The organism is Nonomuraea sp. NPDC054003, from assembly GCF_055585125.1.
The window spans coordinates 471,484-486,340 of record NZ_JBVJKR010000004.1; the positions used below are offsets into that span (position 1 = coordinate 471,484).

The window sequence follows — 14,857 nt, forward strand, 5'->3', positions numbered from 1 at the left end:
CGGCCCGGGACGTCAGGAGTCGGGGATCCAGCGTCGTCCGAGCTCCTCGTCGTCGGGGGCGGGGCCGGGGAGCGCGCGGCGGGCCGGGGGGAGACGGAGCGAGTCGATGACGAGCGCCAGGTAGCGGTGGCGGAGCTCGGCGGTGCGCCGCTCGTCGCCGAGCTTGACCGAGGCGAGCTGCTCGAACAGGAGCGCGATGTCGGCGGGCGTCACGTCGGGCCGGAGCACCCCGGCCTCGACGGCCCGCCGGTGCGCCTCCACCGCCAGCCGGGAGGCCCGCGCCGAGTCGGCGAAGAGCTCCTCCGTCGGCTGGAACGTCCCCGCGAGCCTGATCGTCAGCGAGCTGCTGTCGGCGTCCACGATGCCGCGCAGGTACGCCGCGAACACCTCCCACGGGTCGCCCTCGTCGTCGTCCACCGCCCGCTGCGCCACCTCGATGTACCGCTTGAGCCCGTCGCCGCAGAGCTTCTGCAGCAGCGCCTCCTTGCTGGGGTAACGCCGGTAGAGAGCGCTGATGCCGACGCCGGCGCGCTCGGCCACGGCGGCGATGGGGGCGTTGGGGTCGGCGGTGAAGACGGCGCGGGCGGCCGCGAGGATCAGCTCGTCGTTCCTCGCGGCCTGGGCCTTGCGGCCGCTCATGGGTGCGGTGGTCATGCCTCCGAGTTTATCGGAACGTAAAATTCCGTTCTAGCTCAGTTAGTCCGCATGTCTATACATAGAGTTGATATTGGGGTAGAACCGGGGGCGAGCCCAACGCTCTGGAGGTGTTCCATGAGACGAACCCCTGTCGTGCTGGCCCTGGTGAGCGCTCTGGCGCTGACCGCCTGCTCCGCGCCGGCCGAGCAGAATACGCAGAACGAACCCGGCTCGGCGCCCCCCGCCGGCGGTGGCGGCACCTACGCGGTGATCACCCATGGCGCCCCCGGAGACTCCTTCTGGGACGTGGTCAAGAACGGAGCCGAGGCCGCCGGGCAGGAGTACGGCGTGACCGTCACGTACCAGGGCGACGGCGACCCCGCCAAGCAGTCGCAGCTCATCGACCAGGCGGTGTCCGGCAAGGCGGACGGCATCGTGGTGTCCATGGCCAACCCCGACGCGCTGCGCGAGGCCGTGGGCAAGGCGGTGGCCGCGAAGATCCCGGTGGTGACGATCAACTCGGGGGCGGACTCGTCCAAGGAGTTCGGCGCGGTCACGCACGTCGGCCAGTCGGAGGACGTGGCCGGGCGAGGCGCGGGCGAGCAGCTCAAGGGCGCCGGGGTGACCAAGCTGCTGTGCGTGATCCACGAGGCCGGCAACATCGGGCTCGACCAGCGCTGCAAGGGCGCCGAGGAGACGCTCGGCGGCACGGTCGAGCGGCTCCAGGTGGACGTGAGCAACCTGGCCGACGTCACCTCGAAGGTCACCGCCAAGCTCCAGTCGGACCAGGCGGTCAACGGCGTGCTCGCGCTCAACCCGGCCGTCGCGGTGGCCGCCAGGGACGCGATCAAGGACTCGGGCTCGCAGGCCAAGCTCGCCACCTTCGACCTGTCGGCCGACGTGGTCGCCGCCATCCAGGCCGACGAGATCATGTTCGCCGTGGACCAGCAGCAGTACCTGCAGGGCTACCTCCCGATCACCTTCCTCCACCTGTACAAGAACAACCTGAACACCGTCGGAGGCGGCCTGCCGGTGAACACCGGGCCCGGGTTCGTCACCAAGGAGAACGCCGAGCAGGTGGCCAAGCTCGCGGAGGCGGGCACGCGATGACGGCCACCGCGGGCCGCGCGGACGAGCGCGTCGCCGAGGTCGGGCCGCTGCGCCGCCTGCTGATCCGGCCCGAGCTGGGCGCGGTCGTCGGGGCGGTCGTGGTGTTCGCGTTCTTCGCGAGCCAGTCGGCGGTGTTCCGGTCCCTGCCCGGCATCGCCAACTGGCTCGACCCGGCGGCCACGCTCGGCATCATGGCGGTGGCGATCGCGCTGCTGATGATCGGCGGCGAGTTCGACCTGTCGGCGGGCGTGATGACCGGCACGACCGGGCTCATCCTGGTCACGCTCGCCACGCGCTACGGCATGAACGTCTGGGCGGCCATGCTCGTCGGCCTGGTGGTGGCGCTGGCCGTCGGCCTGTTCAACGGGCTGATCGTGACCAGGACCAGGCTGCCGAGCTTCATCGTGACGCTCGGCACGTTCCTCATGCTGCAGGGCGTGAACCTGGGCGTCACCAAGGCGCTCACCGGCACCGTGCAGGTCAGCGGCCTGCGCACGGCCTGGGGGTTCGACAGCGCGCACATGGTCTTCGCGGGCACGATCCAGATCGGCGGCGCCTCGTTCCGGGTGGCGATCCTGTGGTGGCTGCTGGTCACCGCGGTCGCCACCTGGGTGCTCATGCGCTCCCGGCAGGGCAACTGGATCTTCGCGGTGGGCGGTGGCGAGCAGGCCGCCCGCGCGGTCGGGGTGCCGGCCGCCCGTACGAAGATCGCGCTGTTCATGACGACGGCGTTCGCGGCCTGGCTGGTCGGCTCGATCCTGGCGCTGCGCTACACGTCCGTGCAGGCCAACGTCGGCATCGGGCAGGAGTTCATCTACATCATCGCGGCGGTGATCGGCGGCTGCCTGCTCACGGGCGGGTACGGGTCCGCGATCGGGGCGGCGATAGGAGCCGTGATCTTCGGCATGGCGGACAAGGGCATCGTCTTCCTGGGCTGGGACGCCGACTGGTTCATGTTCTTCCTGGGCGCGATGCTGCTGCTCGCCACGCTCGCCAACCGCCTGGTCCGCCGCTACGCCGAGGAGGTGAAGCATTGATCCTCCAGACGAAGGGCATCGGCAAGTCGTTCGGCTCGGTGCTGGCGCTGCGCGAGGTGTCGATGTCGGTGGAGGCCGGCCACGTCACCTGCGTGCTCGGCGACAACGGCGCCGGCAAGTCCACGCTCATCAAGATCCTCGCCGGGGTCCACCAGCACGACGCCGGGTCGCTGCTGGTGGACGGCGCCGAGACCCGGTTCGGCAGCCCCCGCGACGCGCTCGACCGCGGCATCGCCACCGTCTACCAGGACCTGGCGATGATCCCGCTGATGTCGGTGTGGCGGAACTTCTTCCTCGGCTCCGAGCCCCGCAAGGGCCTGGGCTTCGACGTGGCCAAGGCCAGGCGGGTGGCGCGGGACGAGCTGCGGGCGATGGGGATCGACGTCCGGGACGTGGACCAGCCGGTCGGCACCCTGTCCGGCGGCGAGCGGCAGTCGGTGGCGATCGCGCGCGCGGTGTACTTCGGCGCGCGCGTGCTCATCCTCGACGAGCCGACCTCCGCCCTCGGCGTGAAGCAGGCGGGGGTGGTGCTGCGCTACATCGCCAGGGCCCGTGACCGCGGGCTGGGGGTGGTGTTCATCACCCACAACCCGCACCACGCCTACCCCGTGGGGGACCGGTTCCTCCTGCTCAACCGGGGGACGAGCCTGGGGGAGTTCGCCAAGGCGGACATCACCAGGGAGAAGCTGACCTCGCTGATGGCCGGGGAGGCGGAGCTGAAGGAACTGGCCCACGAACTCGAACGCGAGTGAAATCTACATCGTAAAGGCGCCCGGCCGGCGCAACGTGGCGAAGAACTCCCGCACGTCGGCCACGAACGCGTCCGGCCGCTCCAGGGCGGCGAAGGTGCCGCCGCGGTCGTGCTCGACCCAGCCGACGATGGCGTTGTCGCGCTCGGCGAAGCGGCGGATCGGCCGCAGGATGTCCTTCGGGAAGACGGAGACGGAGGTCGGCACGGTGGCGGGCTTGAGCTCCCACTCCACGGAGGTGTCCTGGTCGGTGTCGGGCGTCTCGACGAACGAGCGGGCGGCCGAGCCGGCGGTGTTGGTCAGCCAGTAGAGCGTGGTGGTGGTGAGCAGGTGGCCGGGGTCGATCCCGCCGTCGCTCCACTCGTGGTAGACGCCGGCGAACCAGGAGAGCAGGGCGACGGGGGAGTCGGCCATGCCGTAGGCGAAGGTCTGCGGCCTGGCCGACTGGATGAGCTTGTAACCGTACTGCTCGCTCATGTAGCGCTCGCGGAAGGCGAGCCGCTCCCGCTCGGCGGCGGTGAGGTCGTCCAGCTCGCCGGGGGCGCCGATCGGGAAGCAGATGATGCCGTTGCCGTGCATGCCGACGACCCGTTCTGGGGCCAGGACGCCGGTCTCGCGGGAGATCCAGGTGCCCCAGTCGCCGCCCTGGACGCCGAAGCGCTCGTAGCCGAGGCGGGTCATGAGCTCCAGCCAGGCGCGGGCGACGCGGGTGGAGCCCCAGCCCAGCTCGGTGGTGGGCCCGGACAGGCCGTAGCCGGGCAGGGACGGGATGACGAGGTGGAAGTCGCGGCTGAGCGGCTCGATGACGTCGAGGTACTCGAACGGTGAGCTGGGCCAGCCGTGGGTGACGAGCAGCGGGAGCGCGTCGGGGTCGGCGCTTCGCACGTGGAGGAAGTGGATCCGCTGGCCGTCGATCTCGGTGACGAACTGGTCGTGGCGGTTGAGCTCCGCGCAGGCGGCCGCCCAGTCGTGGTGGCGCCAGCGGGTGACGAGGTCCTTCAGATGGGAGAGCGGGACGCCGAGGCGCCAGCCCTGCCCGGGCACCTCGTCGGGCCAGCGCACCCGGTCGAGGCGGGCGTGCAGGTCGTCGAGGTCGGCCTGCGGGGTTTCCAGACGGTACGGGCGGATGTCGGTCAAGCGTGAGCCTCCAGTCAACTTCAGTACGCTGTACCGTACACCATACGGTTCAAGGATGGCAACTGCGGGCCCTAGCCTGGGAGGCGTGTCCTCGTACCTCACCCTGAAAAGCCCCATCGAGCACGAGACCGAGGCCAGGCGCTCGCGCTTCATCTGCGCGATCGCCCCGGCCGGGACGACGGCGCGGGCGGCGGAGTTCATCGCCGAGCGGCGGCGGCTGCATCCGTCGGCCACCCACAACTGCACGGCGTACGTGGTCGGGCAGGAGCGCAAGGGAGACGACGACGGCGAGCCCGGCGGCACGGCCGGCACACCGATGGTGCAGGCGCTGGTGGGACGCGGGTTCGACCGCGTGGTCGCGGTGGTCACGCGCTATTTCGGCGGCACGCTGCTCGGCGCGGGCGGGCTGGTCCGCGCGTACGGGTCGGCGGTGACCGAGACGCTCGACCGGGCCGAGTCGGTGCGGATGGTGCCGGCCAGGCTGATGCTGGTGTCGGTGGCGCACGACCAGGCGGGCCGGGTGGAGAACGACCTGCGGGCCTCACGTCATCCGGTGCGCGAGGTGACCTACGGGCAGGCGGTGGAGTTCGCGGTGGCCATAGGTGAGGACGAGGTGGCGGGGTTCACCGACTGGCTGGCGACGCTGACGGCGGGGCGGGCGCGCGTGACGCCCGGCGAGCCGGTGCACCTGCCGGGCTGAGCGGCGAGGTCAGCCTTCGAGGGCGTACTGCATGACGCGGAACTTGGCCTGGGCCTCGGCCAGCTCGGCCGCCGGGTCGGAGTCGCCCATGATGCCGCCGCCGGCGAACAGGCGGGCGCGGCGGCCCTCGACGATGCCGGAGCGCAGCGCGATGCCCCACTCACCGTCGCCGTGGGCGTCGATCCAGCCGACAGGGCCCGCGTAACCGGCCCGGTCCATGCCCTCCAGCTCGCGGATGACCTCGATGGCCGTGGCGGTCGGGGTGCCGCCGACGGCCGCCGTCGGGTGCATGGCGGCCACCACGTCCAGCACGGAGGCGCCGTCGGCCAGCCGGCCCGTCACGTGGCTGGCCAGGTGTTGCACGTTGGGCAGCACGAGCAGCTCCGGCTCGTCGGGCGTGCGCAGCGAGGAGCAGAGCGGAGCGAGCGCCTGGCGGACCGAGGAGATCGCGCATTCGTGCTCGTGGCGGTCCTTGGTGGAGGCGAGCAGCGCCTCGCCGCGGGCCAGGTCGTCGGCCGGGCCGGTGCCGCGCGGCGTGGTGCCGGCCAGCACCAGGGACTCGATCTCCTGGCCGGTGCGCCGGATCAGCAGCTCGGGGGTGGCGCCGACCAGCCCGGCCACCGAGAACGCGTAGCACTCGGGGTAGCGGCGGGCCAGGCGCAGCAGCAGGAGCCGGATGTCGATCGGCTGCTCGGCGGTGGCCAGCAGGTCGCGGGCGAGCACGACCTTCTCCAGCTCGCCCTGGCGGATGCGGCGGGCGGCGCGGGCCACCACGTGCTCCCACTCGGGGGCGGTGAGGCTGCCGTCGCCGTAGCTGATCCGGCCCGGGTCGGCGAGCGGGGTGAACGTCTCCAGGTGCTGGTCGCCGATCGTGGTCAGCCAGGCCCGCCCGTCCTTGCGGGCCAGCACCGCCTGGGGGACGACCAGGGTGGAGCCGGGAGAGTTCTCGTCGAAGGTGAAGGTGCCGAAGGCGACCGGGCCGCTGCCGGGGGAGCGCACCGAGTCGTCGACGAGCGCGCCGTCGAAGACGGTCGCCAGCCACTCGCGCGCCCAGGCGAACCGGCCGGGACCCGGCGGGACGTCGGCGCGCGCCGCCTCACCCCAGCCGACGAGCCCTTCGCCGTGCCTGATCCACGCGTAGGGCGCCGTCATGGGCAGGCTGACGATCAGGTTACCGGGGTCGCGTACAGGGGTCGTGCGAACCGGTAGCGGGCGGGTTGTTCCGAGCGCGACACTCACTTGAGACACTCTATGCGGGAACTGAACGTGTTCGACTTGGACCCCCGTGAACGGCCGGTTACGGTCCCTTCGTCAAGCGCCGATAGCGAGTTGGTCCTGACATGGCAGGCGTGACCCCCAGGTGATGGACGCGTGGTGATCATCTGCCTACCGTGAGTGCATGATCATCAAGGTGGTGCCGGTGCTGGCGGTGGCGGGGGTGCTGGCGGCGTCGGGTGTGGCTCGTGCGACGACGCCCGGGGAGCCCGTGCCGCGGGTGATGGCGGCGCTCGGCGACTCGATCTCGTCCGGTTACAACAGTTGCGGGTTCTTCATCTCATGCCGGTCCCGGTCCTGGTCGTCCGGCCGGAACGCCGCCGTGGACAGCCACTACGGGCGGCTGGCGGCGCTCGGCCCGGGTCTCGCGCCGAAGAACTACGCGGTGCCCGGCTCCACCAGCGCCGACCTGCTCGGGCAGGTGCGCAAGGCGGTGGCGGCGCGGGCCGACTACGTGACCGTGCTGATCGGGGCGCAGGACGCGTGCACCGCCTCGGAGCGGCAGATGACGCCGGTGTCGGTCTACCGTCAGCGGCTGGAGCAGGCGCTCAACGAGCTGCGGGCGGGCGTGCCGGGGGTGCGGGTGCTGGTCGCGAGCATCCCCGACGTGCACCGGCTGTGGCGGGTGGCCAAGGACCAGGCCGTGGCGCGCGGGGTGTGGCGGGTCGGGCGGATCTGCCCGTCGATGCTGGCCAGGCCCACCTCCACCGCGAAGGCCGACGTGCTGCGGCGGACCCACGTGCGCGAACGGGTCATCGACTACAACCGGGAGGCCGCCGAGGTGTGCGCCGCGCGCCTGTGGTGCCGCACCGACCGGGGCGCGGTGTTCTCCTACCCGTTCACGCTCAAGCAGGTGAGCCGGTGGGACTACTTCCACCCCAACGTGGCCGGTCAGAAGGTGCTGGCCGAGCTCACCTTCGGCAACGGCTTCACCTGGGCCGACCCCCGATAACGGCCCCCTCAGCGACACTGGGCGAGCATCGCCTTCTTGTCGGCGCGGGTGACGGGCACGGCGTACTTGACGGCCACCTGGGCGAAGCGCGTCACGTACGCGCAGCGCACGCGGCGCTGCGGCGGCAGCCAGCTCGCCGGTCCTGAGGCGTCCTTCTGCTCGTTGGCGGCGCCCTTGACCGGCAGCAGGTTGAGCGGGTCGTTGGCGAAGTCGACGCGCTTGCCTCCGCCCCACCGTGAGGCGCCCATCCGCCAGGCGTAGGCGAGCGGCACCACGTGGTCGACCTGGACCGCGCCCGCGTCCCTCTTGGACCAGCCGATACGCTGGCCGGTGTACGGGTCGTCCAGGTCCATGGCGATCACCTCGCAGGTGGACCCCTCGCGGTAGCGGACGTTGCGGCCGTCGCGGGCCAGCAGGTCGTCGCGGGTGCGGCAGCCGTTGCGCGCGTAGGGCACGCCGGTGGCGGTGTCGGCCCAGTTCTCGCCGTAGCGTCCGCGGTGATAGCCGGTGCTGGGGCCGCGGCCCTTGACCTTCAGCCTGGCGATGATGGCGCGGGCGCGGTCCTTGTCCTGGTGGGAGGTGATGGGCGCGAGGCCGGGTAGAGTTCCGCTGGTGTTGCCGAGCGGGCTGGCCGCGGTGGCGGGGGCCGTGGTGTCCGTGCCGTTGGCGAGGGCGACGACGATGACCGCTCCGGCGAAGATGGCGACGGCGTCCTTGACACTCAAACAGGGCTCCGTGGTGCTGCGTCGGACTTCTCTGGAGAGGTTCCCACGCCGGCGCGTTCCGACACGGTGAGGAGTGTGAGGCTGTTGGGCAAGGAGTATGTCGCTGCGATCGCGGCGGGCGGCGCGACCGGGGCGCTGGCGCGCCTCGCCGTCGAAGAGCTGCTGCCCGCGGCGCCGGGCGGGTTCCCGTGGGCGACGTTCGGGGTGAACGCGGCCGGGTGCGCGCTGATCGGGGTGCTCATGGTGGTGGTTTCGGAAGGGCGGGTCGCGCATCGGCTGGCGCGGCCGTTCCTGGGGACCGGGGTGCTGGGCGGGTTCACCACGTTCTCCACGTACGCGGTGCAGGCGCACGGCCTGCTGGCGGCCGGGACGACGGCGGTGGCGGCGGCCTATCTGGCGGGGACGATGGTGGCCGCCGTGGCGGCGACCTGGGCGGGCATGAGGATCACGCGGGCGCTGGTGCGGCGATGACGGCTCTGCTGGTGGTGCTCGGCGCCGCCGTGGGCGCGCCGCTGCGCTACGCGGTCGATCAGGCGGTACGGGCGAGGCAGGGCTCGATGTTCCCCTGGGGGACCTTGCTGGTCAACGTGGCCGGGTCGGCGCTGCTGGGGTTCCTGGCGGCGCTGCCGGTGGGTCCCGGCTGGACGGCGCTGCTGGGCACCGGGTTCTGCGGGGCGCTGACCACGTACTCGACGCTGGGCTACGAGACCGTGCGGCTGGCCGAGCGGGGTGCGGGGCGGCACGCGGTGGCCAACGCGGTGGCGAGCGTGGCCCTGGGGCTGGCGGCGGCGGCGGGCGGCGTGCTGCTCGCCCGCACCCTGGGCTGAGCGGCGCGCCGGGCGGGTCAGCAGGCGCCGAGGGCGACGAAGGACCAGCCGGTGGCGGTGGCGACCGGGTCGGTGGCCGCCGCGCGGCGGGCCTCGCACAGCGCGGCCGGCAGGCAGGCGCCCCGCGAGAGCCGGCGGTGCAGCTCCACCATGAGCGGCACCGCGGCGTTGTCGTTGACCAGGACCACGCTGGCGACGATGCCGGTCGTGCCGAGCTGGATGAGGGAGCTGGCCAGGCCGAGCAGCTCGTCGGCGCCGGTGGGCGCGGTCAGCCCGGAGTCGCAGCTCGACAGCACCACCTGGCGGGGCGCGCGCCGCAGCCGCTCCAGGTCGTAGACGGTCAGCGGCCCGTCGTCCACCCTCAGGGCGGAGAAGAGCGGGCTGTCGGCGCGGAAGGTGCCGTGCGCGGCCACGTGGGCCAGCCGGGCGCCGTCCATCGCGCGCAGGATCCCGGCCACGGTGGCCGTTCCGTCGCCGAGCACGACCCGGCCGGGGTACTCGGGGGCGATGTGGCGTATCTCGGCGCCGTCTGAGCGCAGGCCGGGACCGCGTACCAGCACCACCCGGCCGGTGGAGGGCGAGCCGGCGCGGCGGGCGCGCAGCCAGGTGCCCGCCGAGGGGGCGACGCTCACCGTGCGCTCGCGCAGGGCCGGCAGCAGGGCCCAGGGCACCGCGTGCAGCCGGCCCGGCGGGACGATCACCACCTCGCCGTCGCCGAGGTGGTGCGCGGCGGCGCCGAGCAGCGCCTCCTGCAGCGCGCGGCCGCTCTTCTCCACCTGGGCGAGCAGGGCGGCCGGGCTGAGGGTGGATCGGCCGTGCGCCAGCCTGGACAGGCCGAAGCGGGCGAGGTCGATGTGGCGCGCGGCCTCCTCGGTGTCCCCCGCGGGGAAGCGGCGCACCGTGCCGGAGCCGCAGACCAGCACGTGCAGCCGGCCGTCCACGTCGACCAGCTCCAGCAGACGGTCCGCGCCCAGCTCGGCGAGCAACGCCGGCACGTCGCAGCCGGTCGTGGCGTCCGCGTCCTGGCCGGGGGCGTGCAGGGCGCGGGAGCGCGCGGCGCGCTCCAGCCGCAGCTGCTCGGCCGCGAGGTGCGCGGTGGGCAGCCCTTGGGCGCGGGCCTGCGCCAGCCGGTCGGTGACGGCGCGGATCGCGGCCAGGTCGGCCTGCAGACGCTCGTCGTCGGGCGGTCGTACGGAGGGGACGGCGAGCGCGGTGGCCCGCCAGCGTTCGCTCCAGGCCAGCAGTAGGCGGGGACGGTCCAGCCGCAGGGCGTGGCGCTGGCCGAGCGCGGCCAGCTCGGCGCCGTGGGCGCTGGCTTGGGCGCGCAGCTCGCTGGAGCCGAGTGTGGCCCGGTGCTGGTCGAGCACGTCCAGGCCGCGTCTGCAGGCCCGCATCAGCCGGGCCGGGTCGTGCTCGGCCTCGGCGCGCAGCGCCTCGGCCAGCCAGGCGACGGCCCGCGACAGCGCCGGGCCGTGGCGGCGCCCGCGCGCGGCGGCGGCCAGATGCGTGCGCGCCACGGCGGTGCGCCCTAACGCGAGCGCCAGCCGCCCGGCGATCAGATGAGCCAGCGGCACATCGGGCGAGGACAACGCGGCCAGCTCACGAGCGCACCGCGCGGCCTCCCGCAACAACTCCACCCCGTCCCCCTCGCCTCCGCGTCGCGGGTCTGTGACGGCTGGGTGGTGATCGGTCGCGCGGTGCGTGTCCGCGCCCGCTGGCCGGTGATCTGCCGTGCGGTGCGGGTCCGCGCCGGCCGCGCGTTGCAGCTCTGTGCCAGCTACGCGTTGCGGGTTCGTGCGGGCTCCGCGTCGCGGCTCCGCGTCGGCCGCGTGGTGCCGCTCCGTACTGGCGGCTGACCGTCGGGGGTCGGCGGTGGGGGGTGTCGCGGCTACCTGGGCGCGTAGTTTGACCAGGCGGGCGTGTGCGCGCCACCAGCGGCGGCGCTGGTGGTCGAAGAGGTCCGCGGCGCGGGTGGCGTGGCGCAGCGCGGCGTCGCTCTGTCCGGCGGCCAGGGCGCAGCCCGCGGCGGCCAGCTCCAGTTCGGCCTTCTTGGTGGCCTGGCCGTGGCTGCGTTCGAGCTGGTCCAGCGCGGTGTGCGCCTCGTCCAGCGCGTCCCGGGGCAGGCCGGCGGCGAGCAGGGCCGCGCAGCGCTGGACGGACAGCGTGGGGTCAGGGAGCCCGAGCTTGCCGAACCGTTCGGCGGCCTGGTCGAAGCAGTGGAGCGCGGCGGGCAGGTCGCCGATGCGCAGCGCGAGCACGCCGCGGTGCACGATCGCGTCGGCCGACTCCAGCTCCTGGCCGTTCGCGTTGAACAGCTCCTCCGCCCTGCTCAGGTCGGTAGCGGCCCTGCTCAGGCCGCCGAGCGCGAGGTCGCAGGTGGCGCGCTCGGTGCGGGCCCGCGCCTCCCAGATCGGGTCGCCGGCCGCCCGCAGCGCGGTGACGGCGCTGTTCAGGTCGGCCAGGGCGTCGCGGTGGTGGCCCAGGGTGGCCAGCACGCCGCCCCGGCGCAGCAGGATGCGCCCGCGCAGATGGCCGGTGGACTGGCGGACGGCCGCGTTGAGGGTGTTGCGCGCGGCGGTCGTACGGCCCGCGAAGGCGAGCGCGACGCCCAGCGTCGCCCGCACGTCGGCCTCCCGCTCGGCCGACCCGGACCGGCGGGCCAACCGGCGGGCCGTCTCCAGCTCCCGCACCGCCGCCTCGATGTCGCCGAACTCGCGCAGCACGATCCCGACGGCCTGGCGGGCGAAGGACGCCTCCAGCGGCGGCGGCCCGGTGGCGAGCAGGTCACGGGCCTTGCCGAGAGCCTCGTGCGGGCGCGACAGGGCCAGCGGCGGCAGACCGGCCGCGTCCGTTCGGGGGAGTTCGGAATCCGCCGGCATTCTTCGACTCTGGAGGATCACGTGTATCACCCGCAAGCCCGCGCCGATATAGGAGGGGGAAACCGACCGCCAGAGCCACCTATGCGACGCCTGGGGAGAGGCCATACATGGACGCGGTGTTCGACGCTCAGTTCCGGATCATCAAGGACGCCTTCGCCTCACGGGGGATCGAGGTGACGGTGGCCTACACGCCGGCCGGGGAGGTCGACTACCTCTATGAGGCGGGCCGTCTGCTGGCACGACGCGGGGACGTCGGGCGGATCGCCGAGGCGCTGCCGCCCGGGCTGAGGCAGCTCGACCGGCGCGGCCGGGGCGAGCTGTCGGTGCTGTCGCTGGAGGGGATCGAGGGCGGCACGATGACCGTACCCGAGGCGCTGGCCCGCATCGAGCAGCGGCTCGGCACCGGCGCGCGCCCGCTCGACCGGCGGCCCGGCCACGCGAGCGAGGCCACGCGGGAGCGCGCGCCCATCGCCTCGCCGGTGCACGTCATGCACATCTCCCGGCTGTGTCCCGGCACCGAGCCCGAGGTGCCGCCGGGTGATCCGGGGGTGCCGTGGCCGCCGCCGTGCGAGGCCGGCGAGGAGGTGCGGGAGGTGACCATCGGCGTGTGCGACACCGGCTGGCTGCAGCTCGACCCGGCCGTGTACCCCTGGCTGGGCGGCGTCAGCGGCGACCCCGAGCCGCTGGGCCCGCCCTCGCCGATCAGCGGGCTGCCGATCATCCCCGCCTTCCGCGGGCACGGCACGTTCGTGGCCGGGGTGGCCAAGTGCCAGGCGCCCACGGCGCGCGTGTCCGTCGCCGACCACTTCTCCACCTCCGGCGCCGAGCTGGAGGACGTGATGGTCGGCAAGCTGGAGGACCTGGTGGCCCAGTCGCCGGTGCCCGACGTGATCAACCTCTCGGCCGGCACGTACACCCGCGACAACTGGTCGTCGATCGGGTTCGAGCTGTTCCAGCAGGACCATCCGGACGTCGTGCTGGTCGCCGCGGCCGGCAACGACGCAACCGACCGGCCGTTCTACCCGGCCGCCTACGACTGGGCCGTGTCGGTCGGCGCGCTCGGACCCGACCAGACGCACCGCGCCTGGTTCAGCAACTACGGTCCGTGGGTGGACGTGTACGCGCTCGGCGAGGGTCACGTCAACGCCTACGCCACCGGGGAGTACACCTACCAGGAGCCGCCGAAGCGGCCGGCCGTGCAGAACTTCGCCGGCATGGCCCGCTGGGACGGCACCTCGTTCGCGGCGCCGCTGGTCGCGGGGCTGATCGCGGACCGGATGGCGCGTACGGGGGAGTCGGCGCAGGACGCCAGGGCGGCCGTGCTCGCCTCGGCGCAGGATCTGCAGGGAGTGGGCAGGGCGTTGTTCCCGTGCGGGCAGGCCTGATGGCGCGCTCCGGCCCGCGGATCACCGGTCGCGGGGCCCCTGTGCCCGCGCCGGTGCTCCCGGTGTCCGCCCCTCGCCTGGCGGGCGGGTGCTTACGCCTGTAGGAGTCCGGTGGTCCCGATTTGATACGGGTGATTTTTCTCCAGGAGCGGCCGGTGTATCAGAGCGCGGTCCGGCCGCTCCGTCAGGGTGACCGCCGTCACCGAGTAGCGAAGAGACGTCATGCCCCTTTACTGCTCGCATCGTCCGTTGCAGCGTCACGCCTGGACGCACCGCGCATTCGCGTTCACCCTGACGGGGTGGGCCGGGCCCGGAAAGGAGCACACGGACATGCGAGACGATCCATCGGTCGTCGCCCTGGTGATGAGGGCGAGGGCCGGTGAGAAGGACGCGTGGGACGAGATCGTCGAACGTTACGCGCCCCTGGTCTGGTCGATCTGCAAGGCTTTCCGGCTGAGCCGGGCCGACGCCGACGACGTGGGCCAGACGGTGTGGCTGTCACTGGTCGAACAGCTGCCGAGGCTGCGTGAGCCCGCGGCGCTGCCCGGCTGGCTGGCCACCGCCACCCGGCGCGAGTGCCTCAGGCTCGCTCACGGCGCCGAACGGCAGCAGCGGCTCAGCCAGCAGGTCGACCAGGAGGCGCTGGTGGACGAGCGGGCGGCGGCGCTGGATCAGGATCTGCTCGACGCGGAGCGGAACGCGGCGCTCATGGCCGGTTTCCGGCAGCTCGAAGCGCGCTGCAGGGAGCTGCTGGCCATGCTGATGCGGGTGCCGCCCGCCTCGTACGCGGAGATCAGCGACAAGCTGTCGATGCCCGTCGGCGCGATCGGGCCGACGCGGGCGCGGTGCCTGGCCAAGCTGCGCCGCTCTCCGGCGGTGGCCGCCCTGATCAGGTCCGAACGTGAGACGCAGGAAGAGGGCGAGAGGCATGGCCACGCCGTGGTGGAAGGACGAAGACAGGTTGCTCGCCGCGCTCAGACGGGCCGATGAGGCGGCCCGGGAGGTGCCGCCCGAGTTCGTGGCGGCCGGAAAGGCGATCTTCACCTGGCACGACGTCGACGCCGAACTGGCGTCGCTGACCTACGACTCGGCGGCGGAGCGGGAGGAGCTGTCGCCGACGCGGGGCGCGGAGCACGTGCCGCTGCGGGCGCTCATCTTCGCCACCGGCGAGGTCACGATCGAGCTGGAGGTCGGCAGGGAGGCGCTGATGGGGCAGGTGGTCCCGGCCCGGCCGGGCACCGCCTACACGCACCTGGTCACCGGCGCGGTGGTGGAGTCGGCGATCGACGAGTCGGGCTGCTTCGTGTTCAGGCCCGCGCCGTCGCAGGCGTTCCGGCTGCAGTGCAGCCCCAGCAGCGGCACCAACGTGGTGACCGACTGGATCGCCCTTTGAGCGTAGCTTGACGTGATGGGTAATGATGTAATCACATCGCCGGCCGTCATGT

The 14,857-nt window shown here is 73.1% G+C and carries 15 protein-coding genes; 10 read left to right on the plus strand and 5 right to left on the minus strand.

Annotated features, from left to right (window positions below; all coding sequences use genetic code 11):
- Window positions 1-12 precede the first annotated feature (12 nt).
- Window positions 13-654 (minus strand): TetR/AcrR family transcriptional regulator, encoded by a 642-nt coding sequence (locus ACZ6YG_RS12780; protein ID WP_261808587.1) that lies wholly within the window; start codon window positions 652-654, stop codon window positions 13-15.
- A gap of 117 nt (window positions 655-771) precedes the next feature.
- On the opposite strand from ACZ6YG_RS12780, the gene ACZ6YG_RS12785 reads away from it, so the two are divergent.
- Genes ACZ6YG_RS12785 through ACZ6YG_RS12795 form a run of 3 tightly spaced genes read left to right on the plus strand, consistent with a single transcriptional unit; the run spans window position 772 to window position 3,535 of the window.
- On the plus strand, window positions 772-1,746 hold the full coding sequence (locus tag ACZ6YG_RS12785; protein WP_271279824.1) for a sugar ABC transporter substrate-binding protein: 975 nt from the start codon (window positions 772-774) through the stop codon (window positions 1,744-1,746).
- Window positions 1,743-2,783, plus strand: a complete 1,041-nt coding sequence (locus ACZ6YG_RS12790) for an ABC transporter permease (RefSeq protein ID WP_148031942.1) — start codon at window positions 1,743-1,745, stop codon at window positions 2,781-2,783. The genes ACZ6YG_RS12785 and ACZ6YG_RS12790 overlap by 4 nt, the downstream gene beginning before the upstream one ends.
- Complete coding sequence (locus ACZ6YG_RS12795; RefSeq protein WP_466018055.1) at window positions 2,780-3,535, plus strand: ATP-binding cassette domain-containing protein; 756 nt, start codon at window positions 2,780-2,782, stop codon at window positions 3,533-3,535. The genes ACZ6YG_RS12790 and ACZ6YG_RS12795 overlap by 4 nt, the downstream gene beginning before the upstream one ends.
- Before the next feature lie 3 nt (window positions 3,536-3,538).
- On the opposite strand, the gene ACZ6YG_RS12800 is transcribed toward ACZ6YG_RS12795, so the two are convergent.
- Window positions 3,539-4,669: an epoxide hydrolase family protein gene (locus ACZ6YG_RS12800; protein WP_466018056.1), complete on the minus strand. Its 1,131-nt coding sequence runs from the start codon at window positions 4,667-4,669 to the stop codon at window positions 3,539-3,541.
- Between the two features lie 85 nt (window positions 4,670-4,754).
- On the opposite strand from ACZ6YG_RS12800, the gene ACZ6YG_RS12805 reads away from it, so the two are divergent.
- Window positions 4,755-5,369: an IMPACT family protein gene (locus ACZ6YG_RS12805; RefSeq protein WP_466018057.1), complete on the plus strand. Its 615-nt coding sequence runs from the start codon at window positions 4,755-4,757 to the stop codon at window positions 5,367-5,369.
- A 9-nt stretch (window positions 5,370-5,378) separates the two neighbouring features.
- Here the strand turns inward: ACZ6YG_RS12805 and ACZ6YG_RS12810 are convergent, their stop codons facing one another.
- The gene (locus ACZ6YG_RS12810; RefSeq protein WP_148031939.1) at window positions 5,379-6,608 is read right to left on the minus strand and encodes an isochorismate synthase; all 1,230 of its coding nucleotides are present in this window, start codon (window positions 6,606-6,608) and stop codon (window positions 5,379-5,381) included.
- 160 nt (window positions 6,609-6,768) lie between these two features.
- Here ACZ6YG_RS12810 and ACZ6YG_RS12815 point away from each other — a divergent pair, with 160 nt between their 5' ends.
- On the plus strand, window positions 6,769-7,596 hold the full coding sequence (locus tag ACZ6YG_RS12815; protein ID WP_219544423.1) for a GDSL-type esterase/lipase family protein: 828 nt from the start codon (window positions 6,769-6,771) through the stop codon (window positions 7,594-7,596).
- 8 nt (window positions 7,597-7,604) lie between these two features.
- On the opposite strand, the gene ACZ6YG_RS12820 is transcribed toward ACZ6YG_RS12815, so the two are convergent.
- The gene (locus tag ACZ6YG_RS12820; protein WP_466018058.1) at window positions 7,605-8,321 is read right to left on the minus strand and encodes an HNH endonuclease family protein; all 717 of its coding nucleotides are present in this window, start codon (window positions 8,319-8,321) and stop codon (window positions 7,605-7,607) included.
- 75 nt (window positions 8,322-8,396) lie between these two features.
- On the opposite strand from ACZ6YG_RS12820, the gene ACZ6YG_RS12825 reads away from it, so the two are divergent.
- Complete coding sequence (locus ACZ6YG_RS12825; protein WP_261808586.1) at window positions 8,397-8,792, plus strand: fluoride efflux transporter FluC; 396 nt, start codon at window positions 8,397-8,399, stop codon at window positions 8,790-8,792.
- Window positions 8,789-9,148 carry a fluoride efflux transporter CrcB gene (crcB, locus tag ACZ6YG_RS12830; protein WP_148031935.1) on the plus strand — a complete coding sequence of 120 codons (360 nt, stop codon included), beginning with the start codon at window positions 8,789-8,791 and terminating at the stop codon, window positions 9,146-9,148. The genes ACZ6YG_RS12825 and crcB overlap by 4 nt, the downstream gene beginning before the upstream one ends.
- A gap of 17 nt (window positions 9,149-9,165) precedes the next feature.
- Here crcB and ACZ6YG_RS12835 read toward each other — a convergent pair whose 3' ends face one another.
- Window positions 9,166-12,027: a CHAT domain-containing protein gene (locus tag ACZ6YG_RS12835; protein WP_466018059.1), complete on the minus strand. Its 2,862-nt coding sequence runs from the start codon at window positions 12,025-12,027 to the stop codon at window positions 9,166-9,168.
- A gap of 107 nt (window positions 12,028-12,134) precedes the next feature.
- On the opposite strand from ACZ6YG_RS12835, the gene ACZ6YG_RS12840 reads away from it, so the two are divergent.
- The 3 genes from ACZ6YG_RS12840 to ACZ6YG_RS12850 all read left to right on the plus strand — a co-directional run bounded on the left by ACZ6YG_RS12840 (window position 12,135) and on the right by ACZ6YG_RS12850 (window position 14,805).
- Window positions 12,135-13,412, plus strand: a complete 1,278-nt coding sequence (locus ACZ6YG_RS12840) for a S8 family peptidase (RefSeq protein ID WP_466018060.1) — start codon at window positions 12,135-12,137, stop codon at window positions 13,410-13,412.
- A gap of 330 nt (window positions 13,413-13,742) precedes the next feature.
- Window positions 13,743-14,402: an RNA polymerase sigma factor gene (locus tag ACZ6YG_RS12845; RefSeq protein ID WP_148031932.1), complete on the plus strand. Its 660-nt coding sequence runs from the start codon at window positions 13,743-13,745 to the stop codon at window positions 14,400-14,402.
- Complete coding sequence (locus ACZ6YG_RS12850; protein WP_148031931.1) at window positions 14,341-14,805, plus strand: hypothetical protein; 465 nt, start codon at window positions 14,341-14,343, stop codon at window positions 14,803-14,805. Before ACZ6YG_RS12845 ends, ACZ6YG_RS12850 begins: the two co-directional genes overlap by 62 nt.
- The last annotated feature ends 52 nt before the right edge of the window (window positions 14,806-14,857 follow it).